Raw genomic sequence first — 23,440 nt, forward strand, 5'->3', positions numbered from 1 at the left:
GCATTGAGAAAATTATCACCTCAAAAGACTGTGCAGAAAATCACTGAAGAAGTCCAAGCCCTCGAGCCAAAGGAAGCCGCTATGAGATGAAGGTTTGCTTGAAAAAGACGCCGAGAAGCGCTGACATTCGTGAATAAAAATGCAGCCGCGTAGATCAAAAACAAGCCTGCAGGAATTCAATCAGATCTTGACTGATCTCTTGACAAGCTGATCCGTCGACTTGAAACCATTGTTTGAGCTGCTGCCACAGCAGCTGTGCAAGTGCGCAGGATTGAATCTCCCAACGCCACAGGCACCCAACCCGCGGCCTCAGCGGCACACTCTTCAAGTGGGCTCCAACCACCCTCAGGACCAATCGCAACTGTGACTTGGTTGATTTCTGGGGTCAATCCTTCCATCAAAAGTTGTAGATCAATCAGTCCATGCCGACGAGTGGTGGCCAAAGCAAAAACTGCATGATCTGGTGGACTTTTCCACAAGGCTGAAGCTTCTGCTATGGGCAAAAGTTCTGGCTGCCAAAGCTGCTCAGATTGCTCAACTGCTTCCCTAAGGATCACCTTCCATCGCAATGGTCGCTCCTCAGCCTGAGGAGTACACCTATCAGAACGTAGAGGCTGAATCAGGTTGACGCCTAGTTCACAACTCATCCTCAAAACCTCCTCAAAGCCACGCTTTGGGAGAACAACAGCCAAACCGAGTTGTTGACGATGGCGAGGTTGTTGTAGAGAAGGAGACGAAGGTGACGTGTCAAGTTTTAAAAAATCACCTGCTTGTAGATGGGCCTCCCAGAAATGACCAACACCATCAACAACCGCAACCGCTTGCCCATTGCGAAGGCGAAGCACTCTGCGCAGGTAATGGACTTCGTCTTGCTTGAGAGATAACAAATAGTCAGAAGCAGTGATTGCATCAAACCGCTGCGATTCAACCAAAAGGCGCCTGAGCTCAGCCAAGAGACTGCTTAGGCCTCCACAGGAAAGATGCTGTCGGGATGGGGCTCAACAGGCCAGTCATCATTGACACCACCAATCAACACTTCATCCAACTGCACCACATCGGAGTCAATTTGTTGGAGAGCGTTGATCAAGACATCAAGTGCAACAGCATCACTTGTACCAAGATCAACCCAACAACGTGCCCAGCAGCCTTGATATTCCAACTGGCCCATGTTGTGCATCAGCGCAGGGATCACGGATCTGGCGTCTTCATTGTCGTAAGTGATCCAGCTGAGATCCGCACCTTCCTCATGGACTTGTAGGTTCTCAGCATTAAATCCACCCAAACGGCCAATCACGTACCAACTATCAAAGATGCCATCGACGTAATTTTGCTCACCCTGGCTTGGTACATCGGCAAAGTGAAGCCATAGCCAACAGTTGAATGGATCAACCTCGCGGAAACGAACGTCCATGAAAGCTCGACGATGGCTGCATCATCGCGGCATTCGACAGATCCGTCTGCATAAGCAAGCATTCATCAATCAAATTGGAGGATCATTAGCTGCTGTGAGCAGAGAAGTGAGGTGCTCGTGCTGGAGCTGAAAGACATTCAATACCGTCCCTCAACATCTGAAGAACCTGTGCTGCAGGGAGTTGATCTCCTTGCTCATGCGAGCCAACCCGTTGTAATAGCTGGCGCTAGTGGAAGTGGCAAAACCAGTCTGCTCGAGGTGATCAGTGGACTTGCAAGTGCTCAACAAGGCGCCATTTACTGGGAACACAAACCCTTAAATCAGCGTCAACGACGCTGGATGTGTGGGGTCGTCTTTCAATTCCCAGAGCGGCACTTTCTTGGTTTAACTGTTGCCCAGGAGCTGCGCTTAGGGCATCGGCGACTCACCAGTGTGGAACAAACACAAGCGCTACAAAAGGTGGGACTGGCTCAAATCGACATGAAGCAAGCACCGGAAAATCTCAGTGGAGGTCAACAAAGACGGCTTGCCCTTGCTGTTCAGTTGCTGCGCAAGCCAACCATTTTGCTGCTTGATGAACCCACCGCCGGGCTTGATTGGTCAGTACGTGATGAGGTATTGGAACTGCTTTCCAAGCTTGCACGAGAACAGTTGTTAATCGTGGCCACTCATGAGCCAGAACTCTTTGTGGGCTTGTCAAGTGCAGCGTATCGGCTCGATTCAGGTCGGCTTCATAAGCTGCCTCAATAACTCTCAATCAACTTAGATAACTAGCTGCCTTCGCAATCGAAAGTCACAGAAAAGCAATTCACAATGGCCAACCGTTGATAAGTAACGCTTCAAAAGCGAATTGGGTCAGCGATCTATAAATATGTCTTGATCTTTGAATCAATAGGTAGTTGTTGAAGTAAAAAAATTACTTCCAAGACGGCTTGAGGGGCGACAAGTATTGCAACACTAAGTCTTTTTGCTGAAGAACTCAAAAGCATTCTTCAGGAAGCTCGCAATATTGAATTAAATAACAATTCAAAAGGAATATTTAATTGCTAGCTAAAAGTAAAATAAGAGCTTTTTATCAGTTAATTATATCGAGAAAGCAAGCCATTGTTCGCATGGGTCTTATCTACTCAATCCAAAAGGAGTGCACCAGCCCAAAGCAACAACACTGTTGGCACCGCTTCAAGCTGGTCTCCTGTAATCGGCAGGGTAATGCTTGGTAAAGCTGTCATGGCTTGCAGGAGGAGTCCCCCAAGAATCAAGCCGCTAGCAAGCAAGAGAACACTCCAGCCCAATGATGCAAGTGGGCGACGACCTCGTCTGATCTGACTGAGAAACAGAGCAATTGTTGATACAGCAAGGATAAGCTCCGTACTTCCAACAGGAGCAACAATCACAAGCAATAAGGCAAGTCCTCCCAAGACCAATCGAACCGTGAGGCCCTGTCCTTCAGGTAGAGAGAAATTCGGCCAGAATTCTCCTGATTTGGTGTTAGCAGCTGATGAATTGATATTGCGTAGGCGTGTAAGCAGAGCATTGCTTCCACCACTACGAGCAGCTGTCTCGACCTGCAGCTCCTCTCGCTGAGAGGCATTAACTGCAGCATTGCTCACTTTGCCAAGCTGGCGTTCCTTGAGACTGGACATGAGCACAGCGTCATAAGACGCTTCAACCCTTGCCCTGGCTTGAAGGTCATCGCCTACCTCTAAAAGCCGCTTTTCCTTTGCTTGTTGCACAGATTCGAAGCTGGCTCCTGGTTCAAGACCAAGGATGGAGTAGGGATCCTGCGACCCTGGATTCGAACTGGAGCCGATGCCCGAGGCCATGGATCTACGAGAACTACTCTGAGCGTATCGAGACCAGCTCAAAAGAGGGGTGAACCGTAGCGATAGCCATGGCTGTTCTGGAGCTGTTTGCAACAAACCAAAGCCTCTTGCTGTCCCATCCACTGCCTACTCTTGAGCAAAGGCATCTGTGGTGGAAGGTGGAAGCCAACAAGCATTTCAACCCTTTCAGGTTGATCATTGCAGCTTGCGGCACGAAAGCAAACGTACTCAGTGCCACCATCAACACAGGGGCGTATCAGCCAATGGTTGTCCACTACCACTGAAAACATTCTTTAACGATTCTGGCTAACTAGAGCAGTGAATCGCGAGTTCTTTTCGTCAGGAAAGCAGATTTAAGCCCAACGCTCAAAGGCTGATCGGCTCTACACCACTAACCACAGGCGCAACAGCACTAAGTTCCAAAGCAGGGTGATCATCAAGAAGCTGGTTGAGGTTCCACTCGTTCTTGAACAAGAGAACAGGACGCTGCCAGGCATCCTGAACGGTCTTGCAATTAAAGATCCGTCCCATCTCATCTAGAGCAGGCCAACCATCACTGACCCACCGTGCCACCTGGAACCCCATAGGTTCAAGACGGGTCTGAACGCCATATTCGTTTTCTAAACGATGCTGAACAACATCAAGCTGCAACTGACCTACTGCAGCAAGAATCGGATCCCGCTTGCTCTGATCAGTATCGTAGAGAATTTGTACAGCACCTTCCTCTCTTAACTCATTGACTCCTTTACGAAAATTTTTAAATGCTGAAGGATTCGGGTTACGTAACCAGCTAAATATCTCAGGACTAAAGCATGGTATACCCTCGTATTCAACTCTAGAGCCTGTATACAGAGTATCACCAATCGCAAACATACCAGGATTATTTAGACCGATAACATCACCTGGATAGGCATCATCAACGACCGAACGTTCTTGGCCAAATAACTTCTGTGGTCGAGATAGACGTATGGATTTTCCGGTTCGTGCTAGGCGCACCGTCATATCCTTTTCAAAACGTCCGCTGCAGACCCTTACAAAGGCGACACGATCACGATGACGAGGATCCATATTGGCTTGTAATTTGAAAACAAAGCCACTAAAGGACGGTCGCAGAGGATCAACAGGGCCCTCACTTGTAGAACGAGCTACCGGACGCTGCGCCATCTCAAGAAAGGCATCAAGGAAAGGCCTTACCCCAAAATTGGTCATTGCTGAACCAAAAAACACAGGTGTCAACTCGCCTGCATGGACTAATTCCAGATCAAGCTCTGCACCTGCTGCTTCCAAGAGCTCTAACTCTTCCAAAGCTTGGTCCAAAAGCTCCTGCTCGACAAGGCTTGGCAATTCCGGATCGTCAAGGTGAAGGTGGCGTTCACTGGCTTGCCGGCCCCTTTCCGCTCTTGTAAAAAGAACAACATTTCTAGTTCGACGATCAATAACACCCCGAAACAACTCCCCACTGCCAATAGGCCAATTCACGGCCCAAGGTATTAGTTCCAACTCTGCTTCAATCTCATCCAACAGCAACAGAGGATCCCGCCCTGCACGATCCATCTTGTTTATGAAAGTAAAGATTGGAATGTTTCTCATGCGACATACCTCAAACAATTTTCTGGTCTGAGGTTCTAAACCCTTAGCTGCATCCTCCAACATCACTGCATTATCTGCAGCCGCCAGGGTGCGATAAGTGTCTTCTGAAAAATCCTGGTGTCCGGGGGTATCAAGAAGGTTAATTGTGTTATCTGCATAATCAAACTGCAGCACGGTGGAGGTGATCGATATACCCCGCTGCTTCTCCAACTCCATCCAATCGGAGGTCACCTTGCGCTGCTCACCACGGGCTTTAACAGCCCCTGCTTGCTGGATCGCACCTCCGTAAAGCAACAATTTTTCTGTAAGGGTGGTCTTCCCCGCATCTGGATGGGAAATGATCGCGAAATTGCGGCGACGGCTAATGGCCTCAGCCAACGAGGCCTCAAGGACTTGATCTATATCAATTGAAGATGCCGAATCAATCGGCGGGCTCGTGGAATCGGGAAGAGAGGTCAAGCGGTGACGAAGATCTGGCGGGTGCAAGTGCATATTAAAGGTGCGATAAATGATCAAGCCTTTGACTGCGTCTGAGATTGATAAGACAAGGAATTCACTTCGCGGCAGGTGCAATGCTGATATTTCAGCCTCTGTCAATGATTGATTGTGATCAGTTTTGCAATCTCTACTCATCTCAGTGAGAAAAACTGTTCGAGCAAAGTGCTTAAGCGTTCACAATCATTCCTGATCCATCGACACAACCAAGATCATCGGTTTCTAGTACTGACCCCTTCCTGAGGGCTATGGCGCCAACACCAACTTTGATCTCAATACTTTCTTCAGCGACAACTCAATTCAATGGGAAAAGACTTGCGCCCGCACTTGTGAGAAAGGGCGAGAAGGCCTCATAAATCAAACTGATCCTATGCATTTAGATCGTACCAAATACGTCGAGATACCTGTCCTCAACTTCGATCACATGCAAATGATCTAGCCCTGCATGACCAAGCTGTGACTGCACCTCTTCCAAGGTGAAGGCTGCGTGCAGAGACGCCAAATAATCACGAATCAAAATAGAAGGTGCTTCCTGCATGTGTTTTTGTTGAAGCGCAATAGCCTGTTTAGTCGATAAGGGTCGACGCAGATCGCGATGAAAAACAAACGCACCTGGGGCTGCTAAATACTTAGTGACCTGCCATAAAAGATTGGGGTCATGAAGGTGGTGCAGCAAACTATTACTAACAACAAGAGCAGCCGAACATTTCAAATCGACGCATTGGTTCACGAGTGATGAAAGATTGGAACAGCGATAGGTCAGTCGCTTAAGTTCAGCGGCCATCGCTTTTTGCCGTTGCAAAGCGTGATCAAGCATCGCTTGAGCACCATCGATGCCAAGCACCATCACTTCAGGCCAGAGCCGCTGGAGACGCTCGCAAATATTTCCAGGTCCACAACCAAGATCAACGATCATGCTGCCTGGAGAAGGAATCTTGCACAAGCTGATCAGATACTCCTGTAAGCGATTGATCAATGCCTCATCACCACAGGAAAAATCTGCTTCGGCATAGGCCCTGGCCTGAAGCGGATCATCCATTAACTCCGGCTCAGGCAAACGCTTCACAAGATCTCAATCAGATTTCTCACTAGTCTCAACCAGGCACTGTCGATGGTGTTACTAAAGCTTGCAGACACCATGAGTGGCGGTAGCGTTCCCATACTTATCGGCATAAGCCAACCTATGACCCTGACTTCGAGCAGACCTGAGATAGCAATGACAGCCTTAGAAGCCAGCGGACAGCGTGGTGATTTCCCTGCCACGGCTCCAGCGGCTAACCCGGTTTTTTATCGCACTTACAGCCGCCGCACCTCGTCGGGACGAGAAAGCTGGAACGAAGTCAGCACACGCAACCTCCAAGGACTGCAGCAACTCGGCAAACTCAGAGCTGAGGAAGTAGCGCTGATGTCGCGCATGCAAGCCGAGAAAAAGGCTCTCCCCTCTGGACGCTGGCTATGGATCGGTGGAACGGATTGGATCGAAAAAGCGGAGAATTTCTCAGGTGCCTACAACTGCACATCCACCAACCTGGTGGACTGGGAAGCCTTTGGTCTAATGATGGACCTTGCGATGATGGGCTGCGGAACTGGTGCTGTCATTGAACCTCACTTGATTGATCAGCTCCCGGTGGTTCGCAACCCCATCAAAATCGTTGGCGTCACAGATATTGGCCTAACAGCAGCACATCAAAGACAAGAGCAGACAACGCACAGCATTGAAAACGACAACGTCTTGATCAAGGTTGGAGACACACGGCGTGGCTGGGTTGACAGCTATCAGTTATTACTCGAACTATGCAGCGATGAACGCTTCGCTGGACGAACCATCAATGTGAGCATTGACCTTTCAGACGTAAGGCCAGTAGGCGAGACCCTCAAGGGCTTTGGTGGAATGGCCAATCCAGTGAAGCTGAAGGATCTTTATACCCGTGTCGCTCGGCTGCTTGGTAAAGCAGTAGGCCGTCGCCTTACATCAGTGGAGTGTTGCCTTCTAATCGACGAAGCCGCAGTAACGATCGTTGCAGGCAACATCCGCCGCAGTGCTGGAATGCGTCAGTTCTCGGCGGAAGATCTTGCAGCTGCAGATGCCAAAGAAAATCTCTGGCAACAAGATGCCGACGGTAATTGGCGGATCGATCCCGAAAAAGATGCGCTACGCATGGCCAATCACACCAGGGTTTACCACAACAGACCGAGCCGATCGATTGTGGTTGAGGCCGTAAGAAAACAATTCCATTCTGGAGAGGGTGCCATTCAATTCGCACCAGAGGCCATTGCCCGCTCCAATGCAGACCTGCTCACCACACAAGAATTACGCCAGGAATTCATTGGGATCTACTGCGATCAAGGAAGAGACGAAGCAGGTCGCTGGTTACAGACCAACCACGGTCCGATCGATGCAAACGAACTAGAGCATCGACTAGGCCGCTATGGCCTAAACCCATGCGGGGAAATTCTTGGAGCCGACTTTCACTGCAATTTGGCCGAGATCCATCTCAACCAAATCGACCCTTGTGATGAAGACGGTCAAGCCGATGCTTTCAAAGCTGCTGCTCTATCGGTTGCCTGCCTGCTAAACCATCGCTTTGAAGTCCCCAGATATCGCCAAAGCCGTGCCTGGGATCCAATTGTGGGTGTGAGTTTTACTGGTTTATTTGACTTCTTCGTCCATGCCTTCGGCACTGACTGGCTCAGATGGTGGGAAAACGGGCGACCTGACACAGATGAAGGTCGCCATTTCAAGCAAAAGGAAGCATCCTTTTTGATCCGTTGGAAAAAAATAGTCAACCAAACGGTATGGGACTATTGCGATCGCCACGAGTTGCGTCGCCCTAGCCGTTGCACCACAGTTCAACCAGCCGGAACGAAAAGTCTGCTTACAGGAGCAGCACCGGGATGGCATCCTCCTAAAGCCCAGCGTTTCATTCGTCGGATTACCTTCCGAAAGAATGATCCAGTGGCGATGGCATGTATGGACTACGGATACACCGTTGTGCCGTCTCAATCTGATAAAGATGAGCAGGGTCGCTTGCTGGATGATCCATTTGATCCACGCTGCAGCGAATGGTTGGTTGAAATTCCCACAGAAGTCAGCTGGGCCAATCTTCCTGGTGCCGATGCTGTCAATATCAATAACTTCTCAGCACTGGCTCAATTTGATTTCTACATGCAAGTGCAAAGCCATTACACGGCCCACAACACTTCAGCGACGATCGAACTGCGTGAGGATGAGATAGAGAGTCTGGGAGAAGCGTTGCATCAGGCCATTGACAACAGTGAGGGGTACATCTCTGCTGCACTGCTTGCTCGCTTCGATGCCAACAATGCCACCTTCCCTCGCTTGCCGTTTGAGCCGATCAATGCAAACACATTCGAGCGCCTGCAAGCAGAGGTGGTTAATCGGAGGGTGAGGAGCAACTTCTTCGAAGCTCTTCACTCCTATGACCAAGGTGAACTGATGGAGGCGGGGCCAGCGGGATGTGACTCAGACAAATGCCTACTTCCACTGGCCAAACCTGGGAGCTGACTCAAACGCTGATGGAATCCGCCCTGGATGGTTCTCGAGGGCGGGTCTCATGGCAAGGGGCATCAAATTCTGACGAAACCACATCAATTGATTGGTAAAGACCATTGCAACCAAAAGCGATAGGTGGCTATTTATGGAGTGAGGCAAGTTCGGTCTCCACCTCCTTAAGCCAATGAGCACTGCCAAGATCCAGGTCAATGCGATGAGTAAAAGCACACGAGAAGCAATAGTCGACAAACTTAGGGCTTGTCAAACAGACGAGCAGTTACTTGCATACGATGCTCAATTCAACATTGAATCTAATACAGGCCCCTTATATCTGGTGATTTGCGAATTTCTACATAATCGCACCATCTCTCGTGCGATTGCCGCCAAGTGGCTAAAGACACTACTTGAAGACCGCGAAAATAAGCTTCGGATGGTGAGTGTAAAAGCCTAAAAATGTGCTCTTAGATACATATAAAGACGATGCTCATTAACCTGAAGAATGAGAGATAGGCCATCAAATCAAAAGTTAACAACGTTTCAATAGGCATTTGCCAACAAGCATGAAGCAGAGTCGCTAAGGAGCATAGATTTCATTCTTCATTTTCATCGGTTATATCTAGGTAAGAAAACCTATCAATCACATGCCTCGAATAAACCACAAGAGCACATTTAAAACAACTGATATGGTCTCAATCGCTGCACAAATACATTAACAATCCTCCTATCCAATTAGTTGATTCATGTTTGCGATGGCTAGAGATACGCAAGTAGCTTTAGGATATTACTATTAACGAACAGCTATTCAAGCATGAAGCCTAATATTGCTGATGGAGCAAATCAATCTAAACAAGAAGAAGAGTTTTCTGGTTTAGCAAAGATTTTTGCTGTTGGTATTGCTCCTCGTGGAATCATTGCAATCGGCATCGTGCCGATGGGCCTTGTGAGTATTGGGGTTGTATCCATGGGTTTAGTGAGCATTGGCTGCGTTGGTATGGGAGCCATTAGCGTGTGCCTGGTAGGCATGGGGATATGGGCTGCGGGAATGAATGTTATGGGTGCTTGGTAAGCAATACTAATCAGAGTGCATAGAATGTTGGTTAATAGGAATCCTATTCAGCTCTATTACAAGCTAAGCAACCACCATTGATTCGATAAGGAGAAAGGTGGCCATTGAGACAATAAGTGCCTCTGAAAAATTTCTTTACTCCTATTTCCCTGGCATGAGCATCAGTTAAGGGAAGTTTTAGCCATTGATCTGGAACCTTACCGACAAGATTCTCGCGATTAATTAGCGCCTGCTTTCTTCTTAAGTTCTCCTCACGATCATTCTTGTCACAAACAGCCTCGGTTGTGATTTCGCGAGAACATTCAATGCATTCGGTAATATTTTTTTTCTTTCTCAAGCGATGAGATAAAGAGTCACTCGGAACTTCACGTTCATTGCCGCAGCTACAACGGCACCACCAATAGGAATTGCCTGCTGCTGTTCGGCGACCTGATGCACGAACAACAGTCAGGCGTCCATAAACTTCTCCAAGCCGATCTCGAGGCTGACTAGGCATGAGTAACTTCACAAGTAATGCTTGGACAAATATAATTGATCTCTGGAATCCAAGCTGCAACGGAATGCTTGGCAGCATTGAAACATTGGACAGTCACGATATCCGTGATGGTCTTATAGGATTGAGAACAGCGAATGATTAAATAATGCGGTTAATATATTGATGCTGATGGTTTAGCGAGATTTGTGCAACGAATCAGACTGTTGATACATCGAAAAGCTCACTTCACAAAAAGGAGGGAATTGGGGCTGCCTGAATGAAAAATCCTGAACTGGCTAATTGTTTCGTGAATCCAATAGTTCCATCGCGGACGAGTTCACACATAATGGAAAAGATTTGATTGCCATGACGAGTGAATCACTTTTGCCGAGGCAGACACAAGACTTTAGAGGCTGATTCAAATACGAGCATGGCCATGATCCATTCAATGTCATGGTTTAAAATATCAAAGCTGACTTGTTAGAGTCAGTTGAGGGAGAGGTGGTCGAGTGGTTGATGGCTCTGGTCTTGAAAACCAGCATGTCCGCAAGGGCATCGTGGGTTCGAATCCCACCCTCTCCGTTTTAGTTACCATAACAGCAGGTTATTAGATTTCAAAAGAGTTTCTATATTGCATGTTGTGAAAACAATTATAATAACTAAGTTTATTATGGCCTAGTCAAACAGGTTGTAGATTTGCCTCTGCAAGTGTGACTAACTTATTGGAGTCTGAGTCCCAAAGAATATAAGCAAAGCAATCTGGTATCTCTGTAATGCGTAATTTCTTTGCTCCATGCAGAAGTGCTTGATTATGTGTATGGCATGCCTTCAATCTATAATTAGGTATCCTCTCGCAAAGATGATGAATGCTATGAAAAGAAATATCTGCAAAAAACCAATTAAGCCATAGTGGAATATCTAAATTGCTACTCCCTTCAATTGCTGCAGTAAAGTAACTCCAGTCGTCATTACCATGAGCATAGGAACCCTCGAAATTATGTTGAACAAAAAAGATGCAAATAAAGATAGCTGCCGAAGCTGTCATCACCAACGAGTAACAAGTCCAAAACAGACCGACTCCGAGCCATCGACTCATTAATATCCAACTTACTAGTACCAAGAGGTTGTTTGCCAGAAGATCAGCTAATTCTCCAGAGGTATACCAATAACTTGACTGATGCTTCAGTAATTGAGAGCTAAAACTATTGATACTGTTCCAGCCCTCATCTCGAAGACCTACAACAAATTGACGGCACTTAGACCAACAATATTCTGTTAATCCCAGAATCAAGGCCAATCGAGGCTTTATAATAAGGTAAAAGAAACCACCAGGAAATAACATCAATGGATGGCGACTTATAAAATAAATAATCTTGTTAGTTTTAGATAGAGATTGATACTGAGCAAGAGTTAATAAAGCTGAAGGGCCTCGATAAAGCTGCCAATTTCCATTGTGCTTATGATGATAAGCATGCCCTCGTGACCAAGGGTGTTGAGGTATCGCATTAAGCACTCCAAGAAAAAAACCGGCCGAGCGGTTGAGCAATCGGGAGTGAAACAGAGAACCGTGTCCGCAATCATGCATTAAAGAAAAGCAGCGAGACGACAGCAAAACCAACAGGACAAGAACAATGAATAATTGAGCAGCCTTCAGGCCAACTGGAGAGGCTCCATGCCCAATCAATGACACCATCAGCCATAATGCTGAGATCGGAACAAGAGTGGAGAACAACTGCCAACAAGCCCAAGGGTCGCTGCGTTGCAAATAGGGCTCAATGACGAAATCAGTCCTGTTTAGAGGCCTGTCCACTGGTCGAGTTGGTGGATCGTAGGATTGTGTTGAGATCTGACTTACGTTTGAAGTGTCCCTCTAATATGCCACTTTTATCGGCAAGCTGGGGCTTTGCATAGAGGTGGATAAAATCGCTAAGTTTATTCAACACATTTCAGGCCACCGATCTTTTGATGATGACTAGGCGAGCATCGCCCAAAAAAGGTATCGAGAGCTTCATTGAGTAACAATCAAAGAGTAGCAACCATTGAAGCCAAATACTCATCAAATAAATATATTGACGATAAGGTATCATGATTTAAAACTATAGAAATCTGGACAAAATCAACTGTGATTATTTTAATTAATGCGAATTAGGCTGTCAGCTAAAATATCCAAGGAATTCATGCTGAGACAGCAAACCAAAGTCACAAAGACCTAATCAACAAACGAAAGGAATCCTTACTGGCCTGCACAAGTCATAGTGTTAAACATGATCAATAGGCAATAACCGTTGGCAATAATAGAATGATACGCAAATAAAACAACGAAAGCGAGTCTTAAAACTTTTGCGGAGTTTTCTCTGTTTTAAAGAAATACATGCAGGCATCAATCAAGCTAACAAAGTGAAAAGGATGGAAACCAGCGAATACTTGCGAGAAAACAATGATAGCGGCAACAAAGGCTCTACATAAAGTCTACTAAGAATACTATCGTTAAATAGATAAAAAAAATAGAGTCTGATTTATTAAATTTTAATTGATCAATTAAACAACACTAGTTTGAGATTACGTAGTAATAGATTGAAGAATATTTAATGGTCTAAAAATGTGATGGCCAAAGCTCGCGAAATATATCTGCAAGCAATTTTAGACGTCTAGGTCTACTACTACTGCTATACAATCGCTGCTGATCACGCAAAATATCTGCTGCATTCTCGCCAAGGGCCGCACAGATGAAATCATTGTCTTCAGCAATCCAACGAAAAACATCTTCATCCTCGACCTCTAGATGAAACTGGAGGCCATAAGCCAATGGGCCAATTCTGAACAATTGCTCACGGCAGCGAACACTACAGGCAAGAACGTTGGCGGTTTCAGGCAGAATTATCCTGTCGCCATGCCAATGCAAAACATCCAGCGGCTGCATTAAAGACGTTATCAGTGACTGATTTGCTGCCTCGAGCGTTGATGTAATTGGTGCCCACCCGACCTCCGCAAGTGGTCGCGGTGGATCTCCGCCCAACAGAGGTTCAACGCCACCACCACAAGCATGTGCAAGTAACTGTGCACCAAGACAGACACCAACAAAAGGGATCTGATGCTCCAAGGCTTGTTGAATTAAAAGAACCTCATCCTCTAACCATGGGAAGGCTGGGTTATGCAGATCGCCTACGCCCATCGGCCCTCCTAGGACAAGCAAACCATCACCTTTAACCAAAGAAGGCAAAGGTTCCCCTAGGTCCACACGGATGACATGGACTGCCATCCCGTGTTGTTGTGCAAGGTCTTGAAACAAACCAGGAGTTTCACGGTCTAAATGTTGAACAACAAAGAGGCGTGTCATTTGAATAGAAAATGAATTTGTCACACTAATATTGTTGAGGTTAACTGCTACAGCAGTACCAACAGCCTGATTGATAAGGGTTGACTGCTGAAACGAGCTCAATAAACAAATAAATGCAACTAAAGCAAGAAAAAACAGTGGCTATAAAATTAGCCCTTGTGGTTATCAATGACATTTACAACAGGCAGATTTGATTTATTCTAGAATCACGAAAAGCAATAAGGTCATTGGACGAAAGCATTGCGCACAGCATTTCAACCATAAAAAAATATAAGCTGCTGATTACATAATAATTCAGCGTCTGTCTGGAGGATTTAATCAGCATCATGATGAGCATGAATGATCTTAGACCTACAAAGTGTAGAAAAAGAATTTGGTCAAAAATGACCGAGTAGTTCGAGTAAAGTTCACTGGGAAAATAAGATATAGAATCAGTAGGAGTTTGTTTCAATATCGGGCTTTAAAAGTAACTTCTATTCGCAGATCATGAAGGCCAAATGATCTAAGTACTTAATATATAATAGAAAGACTGTAGTCAATGAAAAATAAATAGGATTCAAAGCAGAAATCATTTTTTATCTAGCATCTATGATCGACAATTCGCAATCGAATAAAAGCTTCTATAGGGATGCTTCTTAAAGTATAAAATGCATCTTACTAAGAAGTTCAACATCGATGCATAGTCCAAGAAAAACAGGATTGATAGTGATAAAGTCTAAAATCGTAATCGCAAATAATCCCAAAATATATTTGCTTAGCCGATCCATTACCAAGCCTTGAAGCTAACTGGCTGATACTTGGCAAACTCTAGGGTCCAGCCCCTTTCGGCTATTTTTTTCAAATCCAGAAGGAAGCTCGAGAAGTCCCCGCTTTGGATCCAGGCAGCCTTGATTGCGGGTAGATCCTCCGGTAAACGCTCCATTGGCAGTTCTACAAGTAGGAAGCTGTTTGCTCCAACAGCTCGGTTCAAGGGGCCGTCATCTGTACGTTGCCATATGCGCAGCAATAATTCCAAGGCAAGGGCCTTGCCATCATCTGATGGCATGTCATGACGCGCCTGTTGTCCACCACTGTCCGCATTGCTCGGTGGAAGCGACTGTGATTTACCTGAAAGTGGTAGTGCACGCTTACCATTTTGCTCAAGCAAGGCCAAGGCAATTAGATAGGGAGCATCAGCCATAAGGCATCATCGGATCCTCCATCATGACGGGTTAACAGGCCTGCAATGACAAGAAAAGCAAAAAGGCTGTATTGAAATCACTCTAAGGAGACATTGCCAAATGCAGATAGTGCATCAATTCCTTCATCCAGATTGAATCATGAGAGAAAGCTGCCATGATTTTAATTAATCATGAGTACGAAGATGGACAACCCAGAACGGCCTGTATGGATGAACTGGGCATTCCTAGGTATATTTCTTTGGACCAGCTGGCAGTTAGCCGGATTTTGGATGGAACGCCTCAACGGATAAGCCATCATCTGAGTTAAAGCACAAAGGTATAGAGATATGCTGCTTATAGAGCAGAGCTCAAAAGAATCCTTTAACAATAATCCCCACAACCAATGATATGATCCTGATTTCATTATTCATGAGACATGAATCGAATAAGCTCAATACAAGCTTTATTGAATTCAAGGCATTAGAAATCAAACAAACCAGCGATATTGAATAAAAACTATCGGCAGAGGTCTATAATATAAAAAGATTATCATTAATTTAAGAATAAATAGAAAGTCGTACTAACACATACTGACGAAGCCGCAAAAGCATGCTGAAGTCATATAGAATATGTGTTTGACGTAACATATATCACTGATTTAATTCAAATTCTGAAGCTGTTTAAAGGCTGATCTAGCCAGAGTAATATTCAATTGAAAAGCCTGACCAATGGTTCGGTTAGGTTCTTAAAGAGACAAGTTTTAACAAACCATTGCCTACTCTGAACCCAAATGTCTAGAAAAAACGCATTTCCTTCAATCAAAATTGTCTGCAGCAGAGCTTGCTTGAGAAGGAAAGTCATAGAACCATCTAGAACAATCAATATATTGTATAAATAAGCACGACATTGAGTTAATAATGGACGACATAAACAAACCTCGCTGCATTAAGACTGGTTTGCATTTATTGAATCCATGGCTGTCGGCATCTACTTTGCAACAACAACAGGTAAAACTGAGGATATCGCTGATCGGCTTCATCCTCTCCTCAATGGCAGTAATACACCTAAGGATTTAGCTGATCTACAGGACTTAAGCCCGCTAAACGATTTAGATGCGATTATTTGCGGTATTCCAACATGGAACACAGGTGCAGATAGTGAACGATCTGGTACAGCGTGGGATTCAATGCTCGAAGGCATCTCCAAGCTAAGCCTTAGTGGTAAACAAGTCGCAATCTATGGGCTCGGAGACTCATCGACTTATACCGAAAACTTCTGTGATGCTATTGAAGAGCTGCATCAATGCTTCAAAAATGCAGGAGCGACAATGGTGGGATATGTCTCAAAAGATGGTTATACATTTGAAGATTCAAAGAGTTTAATAGGGGACAAGTTCTGTGGTCTACCCCTCGATGAAGACAGCGAATCAGACATGACGGATGATCGACTGATGTCATGGGCAATTCAGCTCAAGCAAGAGATACCTGCGTTAAATTAATGATGCTTACAAGATATCTCTATTAAACGAGAGATCACAATTGCAAACAACTCATCCACTCTTTTTTCACATCTCATCGATCGATTAATAGCCTGCTATTAATCGATGAAGAAATAACATATTTCATCCCCACAGTAAAGACAAAATAATCAAATATCTCTGATTCATACTTTGCTCTGAGATTATTAGATTGTTCGCGAGCTTAATCAGGCCTGCTAGTGCCTTAAAGCGATAAGCAGGAAACTCTATTAAACATTAAATTCGCTAGGTTCTATTACCGTGAAATGTGTAATGCCTATATGGATTAAACAAATAGTTGATCAAGTAAAAATTGCAAACGCCTTTTGCAATCTACAATTACATATGAAAGAGTGTAAAAGATGCTCTGGATTATCTTCTTGAACAACTTAGAAATATCAAGCTGTTGATGCAAGTAAAAGCTTGCGATCTAGAAGCTGAATGTCGTTCTCAATACACCACCAAACTGGTTGAGTGTTTCATCAGTATCCATAAGCCCTGAGGCAGGGCGGCTCAGATAGAAGAGGCCTGGGGTAACAACAATGTGGTCAGTCACCTGGAACTTATACCAAAGGTCTGAAACATAGTTTCCATCATGAGGTGTGCCACCACCTTTAAGCCTGGTTGCGAATGGTGCCTGGCCGATCGCGAAACCACCAGCGTTACCTTCAACAAACAGATCATTCCATTCGAGACCAACCATCCAGGACTGCGACTGAGAAACTTCTCCCTCGTAAACATCATGGTCATCCTCAAAGCTGGTTGAATTGATGCCCCAGCCAAGGCTAACTGATGGGATCCAACCATTCTCTTGAGGCATCCAGTATACAGACAATGCGAAGGCATTTGTATAGCTATCGGTTCCAGAAGTGAATCCGTAGCTATCAACTACATCCATACTCGAGTAAAGGACAAGATCATTATTTTGAAGATAGCTAAAGGTCGCAGCGACACCCCACTGCTGATCGATATATCCAATTTGAGCAGTTCCTGTTCCAGCAGAACAATCATTAGCTATGCCACCACAAAGATCATCATTGGAATTGGGAGATGCTGGTGACCTGCTCGCTGGAGGCCGAATAATCGGACACACCTTTGATGTCTAGGTCTGCGGCATTAGCAGCCATAGGGGCCATCAGGCCCAAGGCAGCAGGTGCCACCAGCAATTGCTGGAAGAGTTTCATTTGGTTCCTCACACAGATAGGGGAGAAAGGCGGATGATAATGATCTGTTATTAGCATTAGCCTTTGAAAGACTATTAGTGCCTATACCGACAGAAATTGCGATAGTATCAAGATCAAGCATCGAATTCTGCATGTAATACTTGACATGCAATTGAAGGCGCTCTAATCAATGAATCTCTACGAAAGACCTGTCTTAATTATTGGTTAGACTTGAAAGCTAGCCTTATAAAAATAAAACTGTCGACACATAGGCAACGCCATCAAATTCTGCAAGATAGTATTGAGACTGAGGAGTACTGACTACTATGATAGAAACATTATTAAGGGGAGGAGTCCAATAAGATCAATCATAAGGATAGGCATTGGGTACAAAAAACTGCTCATTAATTGGTGGGCGCTCATATTCACCCTGTTCAGGCCTAGCTGGAAGTTTGATGGCCGGCGGTGTCATGTCTTCCCAGGGGACTTTGCCGAGCAAATGCCGAATACAATTTAGACGAGCTCTACGTTTATCATCAGCCTCTACGGTGAACCATGGAGCTTCAGGAATATTGGTGTGAGTCAACATCACATCCTTTGCTTTGGAAAATTCAACCCAACGATTACGAGCCTCAAGATCCATCTCGCTAAGCTTCCAACGACGCGTAAAATCGTTAATCCTTGACTGGAATCTGGCCTCCTGTTGTACGTCACTAACTGAAAACCAATACTTGAGTAAAAGAATGCCACTTTGTACGAGCATCCTTTCAAATTGAGGACAAGCTTGATAGAAGCGCTCTAGCTCATCTTGTGTACAAAAACCCATGACCCGTTCCACACCAGCGCGGTTATACCAACTGCGATCAAACACGACAATTTCTCCAGCGCTAGGGAAATGATCAACGTATCGCTGGAAATACCACTGGGTCTTTTGTTGATCTGATGGAGTTCCCAAGGCCACAACACGGCAACCTCGGGGATTCAAAGCTTCTGTCAATCGTTTGATCGTGCCCCCTTTACCAGCTGCATCACGGCCTTCAAACAGCACAATCATGCGAAAACCAGTGGCTTTTATCCAGTACTGCATCCTCACCAAATCTAACTGAAGCTTCTTCAATTCAGATTCATATAGCTTCTTGTTGAGACGTTGAAAACTTGAATGAGGACCATCTGAAAATGCTGATGGTTGTTTGATGTCTTGATCAGTTCCATCAAGACTTTCCAAATCCATTTCACTGATTTTGTCTGATGAGACGGAAGCCTTCTTCAGTTTCTTATTCTTGTCTTTGCCCATCTCAACTTTCTAGCAAAGCAAACTTATATTACCTCCTAAAGTGACAAAAAGAAACCATGAATCAAGCTTTCTCAATCCTTGAGCAATCTTACAAAAAACATTGAGAGTATCAACGGCGTTTTACTGCAACGACTTTTCAGGAGGGTCAAAAGGCAATTTAAGCCTTACCGCAAAGCGACCAGGTTGATCTTCACTGGTTCCATCAGAAGCAACAAAGCTAAGTTGGCCTGCATGTCGACTAACAACATGAGCAACGATCGCCAACCCGAGGCCGCTATGCCCTTGTTCCCGGCGTGATTCATCCAAGCGTTGAAAAGGTTGTACGGCTCGCTCCCACTGATCCATTGGCATGCCTTTTCCCTGGTCCCAAACTTCGATGTGATAGCTGTGTTCAAAGCCACGCAGCGAAACAGTCACGGGGGCTAAACCGTAGGTAAATGCATTGTCGATGAGATTGACAACTGCTCGTCCCAAGGCAACAGGTCTCACATTGGCCATAAGAGGTTGAAGATCAAGCCTCAGCAAATCGGCAGAATGAGTAGCGCAGACCTCAGCCATCCACGCATCTAGAGGCAGCTCCACCAAGGCTTCGCTATCACCACCACCGGCAAAAAGAAGAAACTGGCCAGTAATTCTCTCAAGAGACTCTAAATCCCTTGAACATTGCTCACGATCATTAGCACTGAGGGATGGCAAAGACAGCCGAAAACTGAGTCGAGTTATGGGGGCTCTCAGATCATGGGCGATGCCTGCAAGCATCGTTGCCCTTTCAAGGCGGTTGGCCGATAAGCGTAAAAGCATGGCGTTGAAACGTTGTGTGAGGCGTTGAACTTCAGGAGCTCCCACTGCTGCTACAGCCTCAGGATCAATACCATCACCAACACGAGCGAGAGCCCTTTCCAGACCCCTCAACGGTCGATCAACCTGAAAGAGAAGAAAAAGACCACCACAAATCACCACGGCACCAACCAAAGCCAGCCCAAACATGATTGGCTCCGGTGGCCAACCAAACGCGGAACGCAGTCCAACTCGGAGCCAAACGGGCTCCAAAGGGGAAATTAGTTCAATCCAAGCTCCACGTTGCGCACCTTCAGCCGAGAAAGGAACCAAAATTGGACAATGGGAGAGTCGTTGGCATAGCTGCCTCTGAAGCGCATCTGTTTGCCGCTGAAGAGAATGATCAAATCGGAGCGGATCTGGTGGTCGATCGATCACTGCTAGATCCAGCCCTGTTAGCTCAGAAACCAAACCAGGGGGATACCGCTCAAGAGCTAACTCAGTAAGACGAACGTTGAGTGATAGATCACGACCAAGTTGAACGGTCTGAAGCATCTCTAACTGTCGACCAAAGAGCACCTGCAAAACCAATAAACAAAGCGCCCAACTGCCAAGAACAACGCCACTCCAGCCCAAAGAAGTGAACACGATCGCCGACCTGCGTTGTGTCCGCGTCATCAGCGAGACCTGGGCTCACCATCAGGAACAAAAACATATCCATAGCCCCATACCGTCTGGATATAGCGAGGTCGACTGGAATCAGTTTCAACCAACCTTCTCACCCTCGAAACCTGAACATCCATGCTTCGACTATCCGTATCACAAGCTGGCCCACGAGCGAGTTCGATCAATCTTTCCCTAGAAAGAGGGCGATGAGGATGTTGTACAAAGGCGGACAACAAGCTGAATTCTCCACTCGTAATCACAACTGGAGAACCATTTTGGGTCAGGGTACGAGCGGAAAGATTCAACACATTCCCACCAAAAACCACATCGCCACCCTCTGCTAAAGGGGTGCCAGCGGGAAGCGCACAGCGCCGTCTCAAAACGGCTTCAATACGAGCAGAAAGCTCGCGTGGAAGGAATGGCTTGCCGAGGTAATCGTCTGCACCTTGCTCGAGACCGATGATCCGATCAACGGCCTCCCCCCTCGCGGTAAGCATCACAACAGGCAAATCATCCCCTGCATCACGCAAACGACGCAGAGCGGAAAGGCCATCATCACCCGGCAGCATCAAGTCAAGGACGACAAGATCAGGTCGTTGAAATTCCAACCGTGCTTCCAGTTGCTTGACATCGCTGAGACAGCGAACGTCATAACCCTGGTCAATCAGATAGGTACCCACCATCTGTCGCAGTTCTGGGTCATCGTCCACAACCCAGATCATCGAGGAGCGTTCCATCACTATTGCGTGCTCTAGAAGCCACTGTTCCTCGATGGTATAGACAATCTCTATCGCTTTTTTTAAAGGGGTTGGAGCATGTCACAGCTCAAAGAGCTTTGGTCATAGTTCAGTCATCGACATTGCTGGACACGATCCATAGGCTGATTGCATGACAAATCAGCCAAGGCCCCCTCTTTGCTGGCCGAAATCATTGCAGTCAAAGGTTTTCAGGTTGATCACTGCAGGACTGATCAGCGCTGGAGCTCTGCTGAACCAAACCGCTGCCGAAGCACTACCAGATGGCATTGAGTATTACGGCCAGCGCATGGAAGCCATGTTCTTACGACTGGACCTCAACGGCGATGGTCGGCTGGATGCAAGCGAGGTTGGAGAAAAGACTTACCTGATAAGAAGGCTGAATAGAAAGAATTCACGAGGTTATTTAGTTTTAGAGGACTTGCGACCTCCCGGCACTCATCCAAACGGTAAACGTCTCCAGCAACGTTTCAAGCAAGCCGATATCGACGGCAATGGGAAACTCAATCGCGATGAAGCTCAGTCAATCCGCTGGCTGGCCAACAACTTCAACAAACTGGATTTAAACAACGATAGAGATATAACGATGGAGGAACTTTGGATGCTGCAAAGATCACTGGCGCCGCATCCTCATCCTCGCAAGCACTAACGACGCATCTGGCGACGGATTGGCCTTCTGGAAACCTTCTTCGGCCTACTCCATAGTTGTGTAAAAAACCTCAACATCCGCCAGCTGCCACCAAGGAGAAGGATTAGTCCAAGCATCACGAGTCCAGCCAACAAAATCACCGAACCAAGACCCAAAAGGGCCTCAAGCAGATGAGTGATACCGCGAATCAGATCAGCGATTGCTTCGCTGACAATCACCACCCCATCGAGTCGTTGAGGAATCCAGTTCAAAAAAGCTAATAAACCGATGCCGCCAACCAACATCAGCATCGATTCAACACATTGACGCCAAAGAGGAAGCACCTTTCTGGGTCGAGATCTGCGGAAAACCTGTCGTTGACGATCTGAGTTATTGAATTTTCGAAGAGGACTGCTCATGGGATAAGTCAGTAGGGGGGTCCGCTTCAACAGGACACGATTAATTCGATCTTCAAGCCTGCATACCTGCCAATGGGAGGTATAAAAGTGTTTTCAATAGAACGTAATTCTGGCCTGCAAGATCTGTTCGTCAACGATCAGAACGTGATTGCAACTCTGGCGCATTAGAAGTGGCAGGGGACAGCGTTCCATCTGGATTGCGTGGAACAGGCAGCAACAGACCAAGACCTGCAATCAAAACCAATGTTGCGCCACCAATCAATGGAGCCCCTAAGCGTTGGCCAAGAGGGACTCGCTCGGCCAATTCCTGTCGAGGCAATGGGTAATCAATTGGCAACTCCCAGTGCACCTGCACTCGTGAGTCAAGACGAAGTTCATCCAGACAACGCACGAGATCAGCAAGCTCTGCATCATCAAGGTTAAGAGTGAGAGGAGGGACATTCGGCTGACTACTACGCAAAAGCAGTTGATGTCTGTCCCCAACAGGAGACATAACAACCACACTGGTTTCGTCACCAAAAGCTCGACTGACACCAGAAATGCGGTGGCGTGAATAGGGGAGCACAGCAGCCATCAAGGCCTGCAAATGTTCACGCTTGCCTTCTAGCTCTGGTGAACCAACCAACTGCAGCCGCCAACTCGACAGGATGCCTAGAACACCATCCCCGTGACCTGCGGAGAAATCTGGCAGGCCCTCCACCTGAAGGCGGACTGCCGTTTGGTCATAACGGAAAGAGAGGTTCAGCATCAGGGTGTCGGATCAAGCAGGCTGGCGCGCAGGCGATCGACTCCTCCATTACCAGCAGCAAGAGCAAGCGTAAGCACCAGCTCACGCTGAATAGGCTGAGATTGCTCTGGCCTCAACAGACGCTGAACAGCTCCGCGCCGAGGATTCATCCTCTCCTCGATCAGATCGCGCAGTCGCTGATCCAGCAAAGTCCAGCGCTGCAAATTGAGTTCTTCTGGTTCACGTGAAGAAAGCAGCTGATGAAGAAGGGGATAAAGACGGCTTGCCATAAAACAAAGCAGGCGAAGCAAAGCCTCAGTATCAATAGAACTGAGGTCACCTCGACGGGTAGCGCGTCTCAGTGGATTGTGACAACGTCGCTTCCAAAGCTCAACCCGGTTGGGGAACTGTTTCTGCAAACCCAACTGATTGGTTGCCCAGAGCATCGCCTCACCACCATTGAGATCAAGTGATTCGACCACAAGCAAGAGAAGGTCTAGACGCTCAAGTCCTCTCCTGCCAAGAACGGTGTTGTTCTGCACGCCGCTCTGCTTTTGCTCAAAGGGTTTCTGTGGCTGAACAGTTGATGAAGGATCTGAAGTGGTTGTTGCATTGATCATGGCT

24 protein-coding genes and 1 tRNA gene are annotated in these 23,440 nt (G+C 46.5%); 7 read left to right on the plus strand and 18 right to left on the minus strand.

Annotated features, from left to right (window positions below; translation table 11 throughout):
* Nucleotides 1-176 precede the first annotated feature (176 nt).
* On the minus strand, nt 177-953 hold the full coding sequence (locus SIB80_RS07790; protein ID WP_063420259.1) for a 16S rRNA (uracil(1498)-N(3))-methyltransferase: 777 nt from the start codon (nt 951-953) through the stop codon (nt 177-179).
* A gap of 8 nt (nt 954-961) precedes the next feature.
* Nucleotides 962-1,411, minus strand: a complete 450-nt coding sequence (locus SIB80_RS07795) for a DUF3531 family protein (RefSeq protein WP_011130165.1) — start codon at nt 1,409-1,411, stop codon at nt 962-964.
* A 117-nt stretch (nt 1,412-1,528) separates the two neighbouring features.
* On the opposite strand from SIB80_RS07795, the gene SIB80_RS07800 reads away from it, so the two are divergent.
* Complete coding sequence (locus SIB80_RS07800) at nt 1,529-2,161, plus strand: ABC transporter ATP-binding protein (protein WP_063420363.1); 633 nt, start codon at nt 1,529-1,531, stop codon at nt 2,159-2,161.
* A gap of 377 nt (nt 2,162-2,538) precedes the next feature.
* Here the strand turns inward: SIB80_RS07800 and SIB80_RS07805 are convergent, their stop codons facing one another.
* From SIB80_RS07805 to SIB80_RS07820, 4 genes are all read right to left on the minus strand, one after another.
* Nucleotides 2,539-3,234 carry a CPP1-like family protein gene (locus SIB80_RS07805; RefSeq protein ID WP_063420260.1) on the minus strand — a complete coding sequence of 232 codons (696 nt, stop codon included), beginning with the start codon at nt 3,232-3,234 and terminating at the stop codon, nt 2,539-2,541.
* A 38-nt stretch (nt 3,235-3,272) separates the two neighbouring features.
* On the minus strand, nt 3,273-3,524 hold the full coding sequence (locus SIB80_RS07810; protein ID WP_063420261.1) for a hypothetical protein: 252 nt from the start codon (nt 3,522-3,524) through the stop codon (nt 3,273-3,275).
* A gap of 76 nt (nt 3,525-3,600) precedes the next feature.
* Complete coding sequence (locus tag SIB80_RS07815) at nt 3,601-5,283, minus strand: peptide chain release factor 3 (RefSeq protein ID WP_370520991.1); 1,683 nt, start codon at nt 5,281-5,283, stop codon at nt 3,601-3,603.
* 412 nt (nt 5,284-5,695) lie between these two features.
* Entirely contained in the window at nt 5,696-6,376 is a 681-nt protein-coding gene (locus SIB80_RS07820) for a class I SAM-dependent methyltransferase (RefSeq protein ID WP_063420262.1), read from the minus strand.
* A gap of 126 nt (nt 6,377-6,502) precedes the next feature.
* On the opposite strand from SIB80_RS07820, the gene nrdJ reads away from it, so the two are divergent.
* From nrdJ to SIB80_RS07835, 3 genes are all read left to right on the plus strand, one after another.
* Nucleotides 6,503-8,845: a ribonucleoside-triphosphate reductase, adenosylcobalamin-dependent gene (nrdJ, locus tag SIB80_RS07825; RefSeq protein ID WP_268873946.1), complete on the plus strand. Its 2,343-nt coding sequence runs from the start codon at nt 6,503-6,505 to the stop codon at nt 8,843-8,845.
* Between the two features lie 172 nt (nt 8,846-9,017).
* Entirely contained in the window at nt 9,018-9,284 is a 267-nt protein-coding gene (locus SIB80_RS07830) for a hypothetical protein (protein ID WP_063394954.1), read from the plus strand.
* Between the two features lie 357 nt (nt 9,285-9,641).
* Nucleotides 9,642-9,899 (plus strand): hypothetical protein, encoded by a 258-nt coding sequence (locus SIB80_RS07835; RefSeq protein ID WP_063420264.1) that lies wholly within the window; start codon nt 9,642-9,644, stop codon nt 9,897-9,899.
* A gap of 43 nt (nt 9,900-9,942) precedes the next feature.
* On the opposite strand, the gene SIB80_RS07840 is transcribed toward SIB80_RS07835, so the two are convergent.
* A complete protein-coding gene (locus tag SIB80_RS07840) occupies nt 9,943-10,395 on the minus strand; it encodes a hypothetical protein (RefSeq protein WP_063420364.1) in 453 nt (150 codons plus the stop codon).
* A 474-nt stretch (nt 10,396-10,869) separates the two neighbouring features.
* Here SIB80_RS07840 and SIB80_RS07845 point away from each other — a divergent pair.
* Nucleotides 10,870-10,956 (plus strand) — tRNA-Ser (locus SIB80_RS07845).
* Nucleotides 10,957-11,053: 97 nt separating this feature from the next.
* Here SIB80_RS07845 and SIB80_RS07850 read toward each other — a convergent pair.
* The 3 genes from SIB80_RS07850 to SIB80_RS07860 all read right to left on the minus strand — a co-directional run bounded on the left by SIB80_RS07850 (nt 11,054) and on the right by SIB80_RS07860 (nt 14,891).
* Entirely contained in the window at nt 11,054-12,139 is a 1,086-nt protein-coding gene (locus tag SIB80_RS07850) for a fatty acid desaturase (protein WP_063420365.1), read from the minus strand.
* 828 nt (nt 12,140-12,967) lie between these two features.
* Nucleotides 12,968-13,711 carry a type 1 glutamine amidotransferase gene (locus SIB80_RS07855; protein WP_063420366.1) on the minus strand — a complete coding sequence of 248 codons (744 nt, stop codon included), beginning with the start codon at nt 13,709-13,711 and terminating at the stop codon, nt 12,968-12,970.
* 766 nt (nt 13,712-14,477) lie between these two features.
* Nucleotides 14,478-14,891 carry a hypothetical protein gene (locus tag SIB80_RS07860; RefSeq protein ID WP_063420265.1) on the minus strand — a complete coding sequence of 138 codons (414 nt, stop codon included), beginning with the start codon at nt 14,889-14,891 and terminating at the stop codon, nt 14,478-14,480.
* Between the two features lie 953 nt (nt 14,892-15,844).
* Between SIB80_RS07860 and fldA the strand changes: the two genes are divergently transcribed.
* A complete protein-coding gene (gene fldA, locus SIB80_RS07865) occupies nt 15,845-16,369 on the plus strand; it encodes a flavodoxin FldA (protein WP_063420266.1) in 525 nt (174 codons plus the stop codon).
* A gap of 448 nt (nt 16,370-16,817) precedes the next feature.
* On the opposite strand, the gene SIB80_RS07870 is transcribed toward fldA, so the two are convergent.
* The 5 genes from SIB80_RS07870 to SIB80_RS07890 all read right to left on the minus strand — a co-directional run bounded on the left by SIB80_RS07870 (nt 16,818) and on the right by SIB80_RS07890 (nt 21,024).
* Nucleotides 16,818-17,207 (minus strand): carbohydrate porin, encoded by a 390-nt coding sequence (locus tag SIB80_RS07870; RefSeq protein ID WP_236066104.1) that lies wholly within the window; start codon nt 17,205-17,207, stop codon nt 16,818-16,820.
* Between the two features lie 214 nt (nt 17,208-17,421).
* Nucleotides 17,422-17,571 carry a hypothetical protein gene (locus SIB80_RS07875; protein ID WP_169189850.1) on the minus strand — a complete coding sequence of 50 codons (150 nt, stop codon included), beginning with the start codon at nt 17,569-17,571 and terminating at the stop codon, nt 17,422-17,424.
* A gap of 343 nt (nt 17,572-17,914) precedes the next feature.
* Entirely contained in the window at nt 17,915-18,844 is a 930-nt protein-coding gene (ppk2, locus tag SIB80_RS07880) for a polyphosphate kinase 2 (RefSeq protein WP_063420268.1), read from the minus strand.
* A gap of 120 nt (nt 18,845-18,964) precedes the next feature.
* Nucleotides 18,965-20,299 (minus strand): ATP-binding protein, encoded by a 1,335-nt coding sequence (locus tag SIB80_RS07885; RefSeq protein WP_063420269.1) that lies wholly within the window; start codon nt 20,297-20,299, stop codon nt 18,965-18,967.
* Nucleotides 20,299-21,024, minus strand: coding sequence for a response regulator (locus tag SIB80_RS07890; protein ID WP_205909676.1), 726 nt, complete (start codon nt 21,022-21,024; stop codon nt 20,299-20,301). Before SIB80_RS07890 ends, SIB80_RS07885 begins: the two co-directional genes overlap by 1 nt.
* Before the next feature lie 151 nt (nt 21,025-21,175).
* Here SIB80_RS07890 and SIB80_RS07895 point away from each other — a divergent pair, with 151 nt between their 5' ends.
* A complete protein-coding gene (locus tag SIB80_RS07895) occupies nt 21,176-21,691 on the plus strand; it encodes an EF-hand domain-containing protein (RefSeq protein ID WP_063420270.1) in 516 nt (171 codons plus the stop codon).
* On the opposite strand, the gene SIB80_RS07900 is transcribed toward SIB80_RS07895, so the two are convergent.
* The 3 genes from SIB80_RS07900 to SIB80_RS07910 all read right to left on the minus strand — a co-directional run bounded on the left by SIB80_RS07900 (nt 21,688) and on the right by SIB80_RS07910 (nt 23,436).
* The gene (locus SIB80_RS07900) at nt 21,688-22,089 is read right to left on the minus strand and encodes a hypothetical protein (RefSeq protein ID WP_011130185.1); all 402 of its coding nucleotides are present in this window, start codon (nt 22,087-22,089) and stop codon (nt 21,688-21,690) included. The two genes, SIB80_RS07895 and SIB80_RS07900, sit on opposite strands and share 4 nt — an antisense overlap.
* Before the next feature lie 130 nt (nt 22,090-22,219).
* A complete protein-coding gene (locus SIB80_RS07905) occupies nt 22,220-22,837 on the minus strand; it encodes a DUF4335 domain-containing protein (RefSeq protein ID WP_063420271.1) in 618 nt (205 codons plus the stop codon).
* Nucleotides 22,837-23,436 carry a DUF3038 domain-containing protein gene (locus SIB80_RS07910; RefSeq protein WP_011130187.1) on the minus strand — a complete coding sequence of 200 codons (600 nt, stop codon included), beginning with the start codon at nt 23,434-23,436 and terminating at the stop codon, nt 22,837-22,839. Before SIB80_RS07910 ends, SIB80_RS07905 begins: the two co-directional genes overlap by 1 nt.
* Nucleotides 23,437-23,440 lie beyond the last annotated feature (4 nt).

The sequence above is a fragment of the Prochlorococcus sp. MIT 1327 genome (assembly GCF_047304785.1).
GTDB classification, from domain to species: Bacteria; Cyanobacteriota; Cyanobacteriia; order PCC-6307; family Cyanobiaceae; genus Prochlorococcus; species Prochlorococcus marinus_D.

Coding starts and splice junctions, on each gene's coding strand:
- SIB80_RS07895 (WP_063420270.1), top strand. CDS start 21,176: ATGACAAATCAGCCAAGGCCCCCTCTTTGCTGGCCGAAATCATTGCAG.
- SIB80_RS07795 (WP_011130165.1), bottom strand. CDS start 1,411: ATGGACGTTCGTTTCCGCGAGGTTGATCCATTCAACTGTTGGCTATGG.
- SIB80_RS07900 (WP_011130185.1), bottom strand. CDS start 22,089: ATGAGCAGTCCTCTTCGAAAATTCAATAACTCAGATCGTCAACGACAG.
- SIB80_RS07810 (WP_063420261.1), bottom strand. CDS start 3,524: ATGTTTTCAGTGGTAGTGGACAACCATTGGCTGATACGCCCCTGTGTT.
- SIB80_RS07840 (WP_063420364.1), bottom strand. CDS start 10,395: ATGCCTAGTCAGCCTCGAGATCGGCTTGGAGAAGTTTATGGACGCCTG.
- fldA (WP_063420266.1), top strand. CDS start 15,845: ATGGCTGTCGGCATCTACTTTGCAACAACAACAGGTAAAACTGAGGAT.
- nrdJ (WP_268873946.1), top strand. CDS start 6,503: ATGACCCTGACTTCGAGCAGACCTGAGATAGCAATGACAGCCTTAGAA.
- SIB80_RS07855 (WP_063420366.1), bottom strand. CDS start 13,711: ATGACACGCCTCTTTGTTGTTCAACATTTAGACCGTGAAACTCCTGGT.
- SIB80_RS07860 (WP_063420265.1), bottom strand. CDS start 14,891: ATGGCTGATGCTCCCTATCTAATTGCCTTGGCCTTGCTTGAGCAAAAT.
- SIB80_RS07835 (WP_063420264.1), top strand. CDS start 9,642: ATGAAGCCTAATATTGCTGATGGAGCAAATCAATCTAAACAAGAAGAA.
- SIB80_RS07885 (WP_063420269.1), bottom strand. CDS start 20,299: ATGACGCGGACACAACGCAGGTCGGCGATCGTGTTCACTTCTTTGGGC.
- SIB80_RS07905 (WP_063420271.1), bottom strand. CDS start 22,837: ATGCTGAACCTCTCTTTCCGTTATGACCAAACGGCAGTCCGCCTTCAG.
- SIB80_RS07910 (WP_011130187.1), bottom strand. CDS start 23,436: ATGATCAATGCAACAACCACTTCAGATCCTTCATCAACTGTTCAGCCA.
- SIB80_RS07870 (WP_236066104.1), bottom strand. CDS start 17,207: ATGCCTCAAGAGAATGGTTGGATCCCATCAGTTAGCCTTGGCTGGGGC.
- SIB80_RS07890 (WP_205909676.1), bottom strand. CDS start 21,024: ATGGAACGCTCCTCGATGATCTGGGTTGTGGACGATGACCCAGAACTG.
- SIB80_RS07805 (WP_063420260.1), bottom strand. CDS start 3,234: ATGGCCTCGGGCATCGGCTCCAGTTCGAATCCAGGGTCGCAGGATCCC.
- SIB80_RS07830 (WP_063394954.1), top strand. CDS start 9,018: ATGAGCACTGCCAAGATCCAGGTCAATGCGATGAGTAAAAGCACACGA.
- ppk2 (WP_063420268.1), bottom strand. CDS start 18,844: ATGGGCAAAGACAAGAATAAGAAACTGAAGAAGGCTTCCGTCTCATCA.
- SIB80_RS07875 (WP_169189850.1), bottom strand. CDS start 17,571: ATGAAACTCTTCCAGCAATTGCTGGTGGCACCTGCTGCCTTGGGCCTG.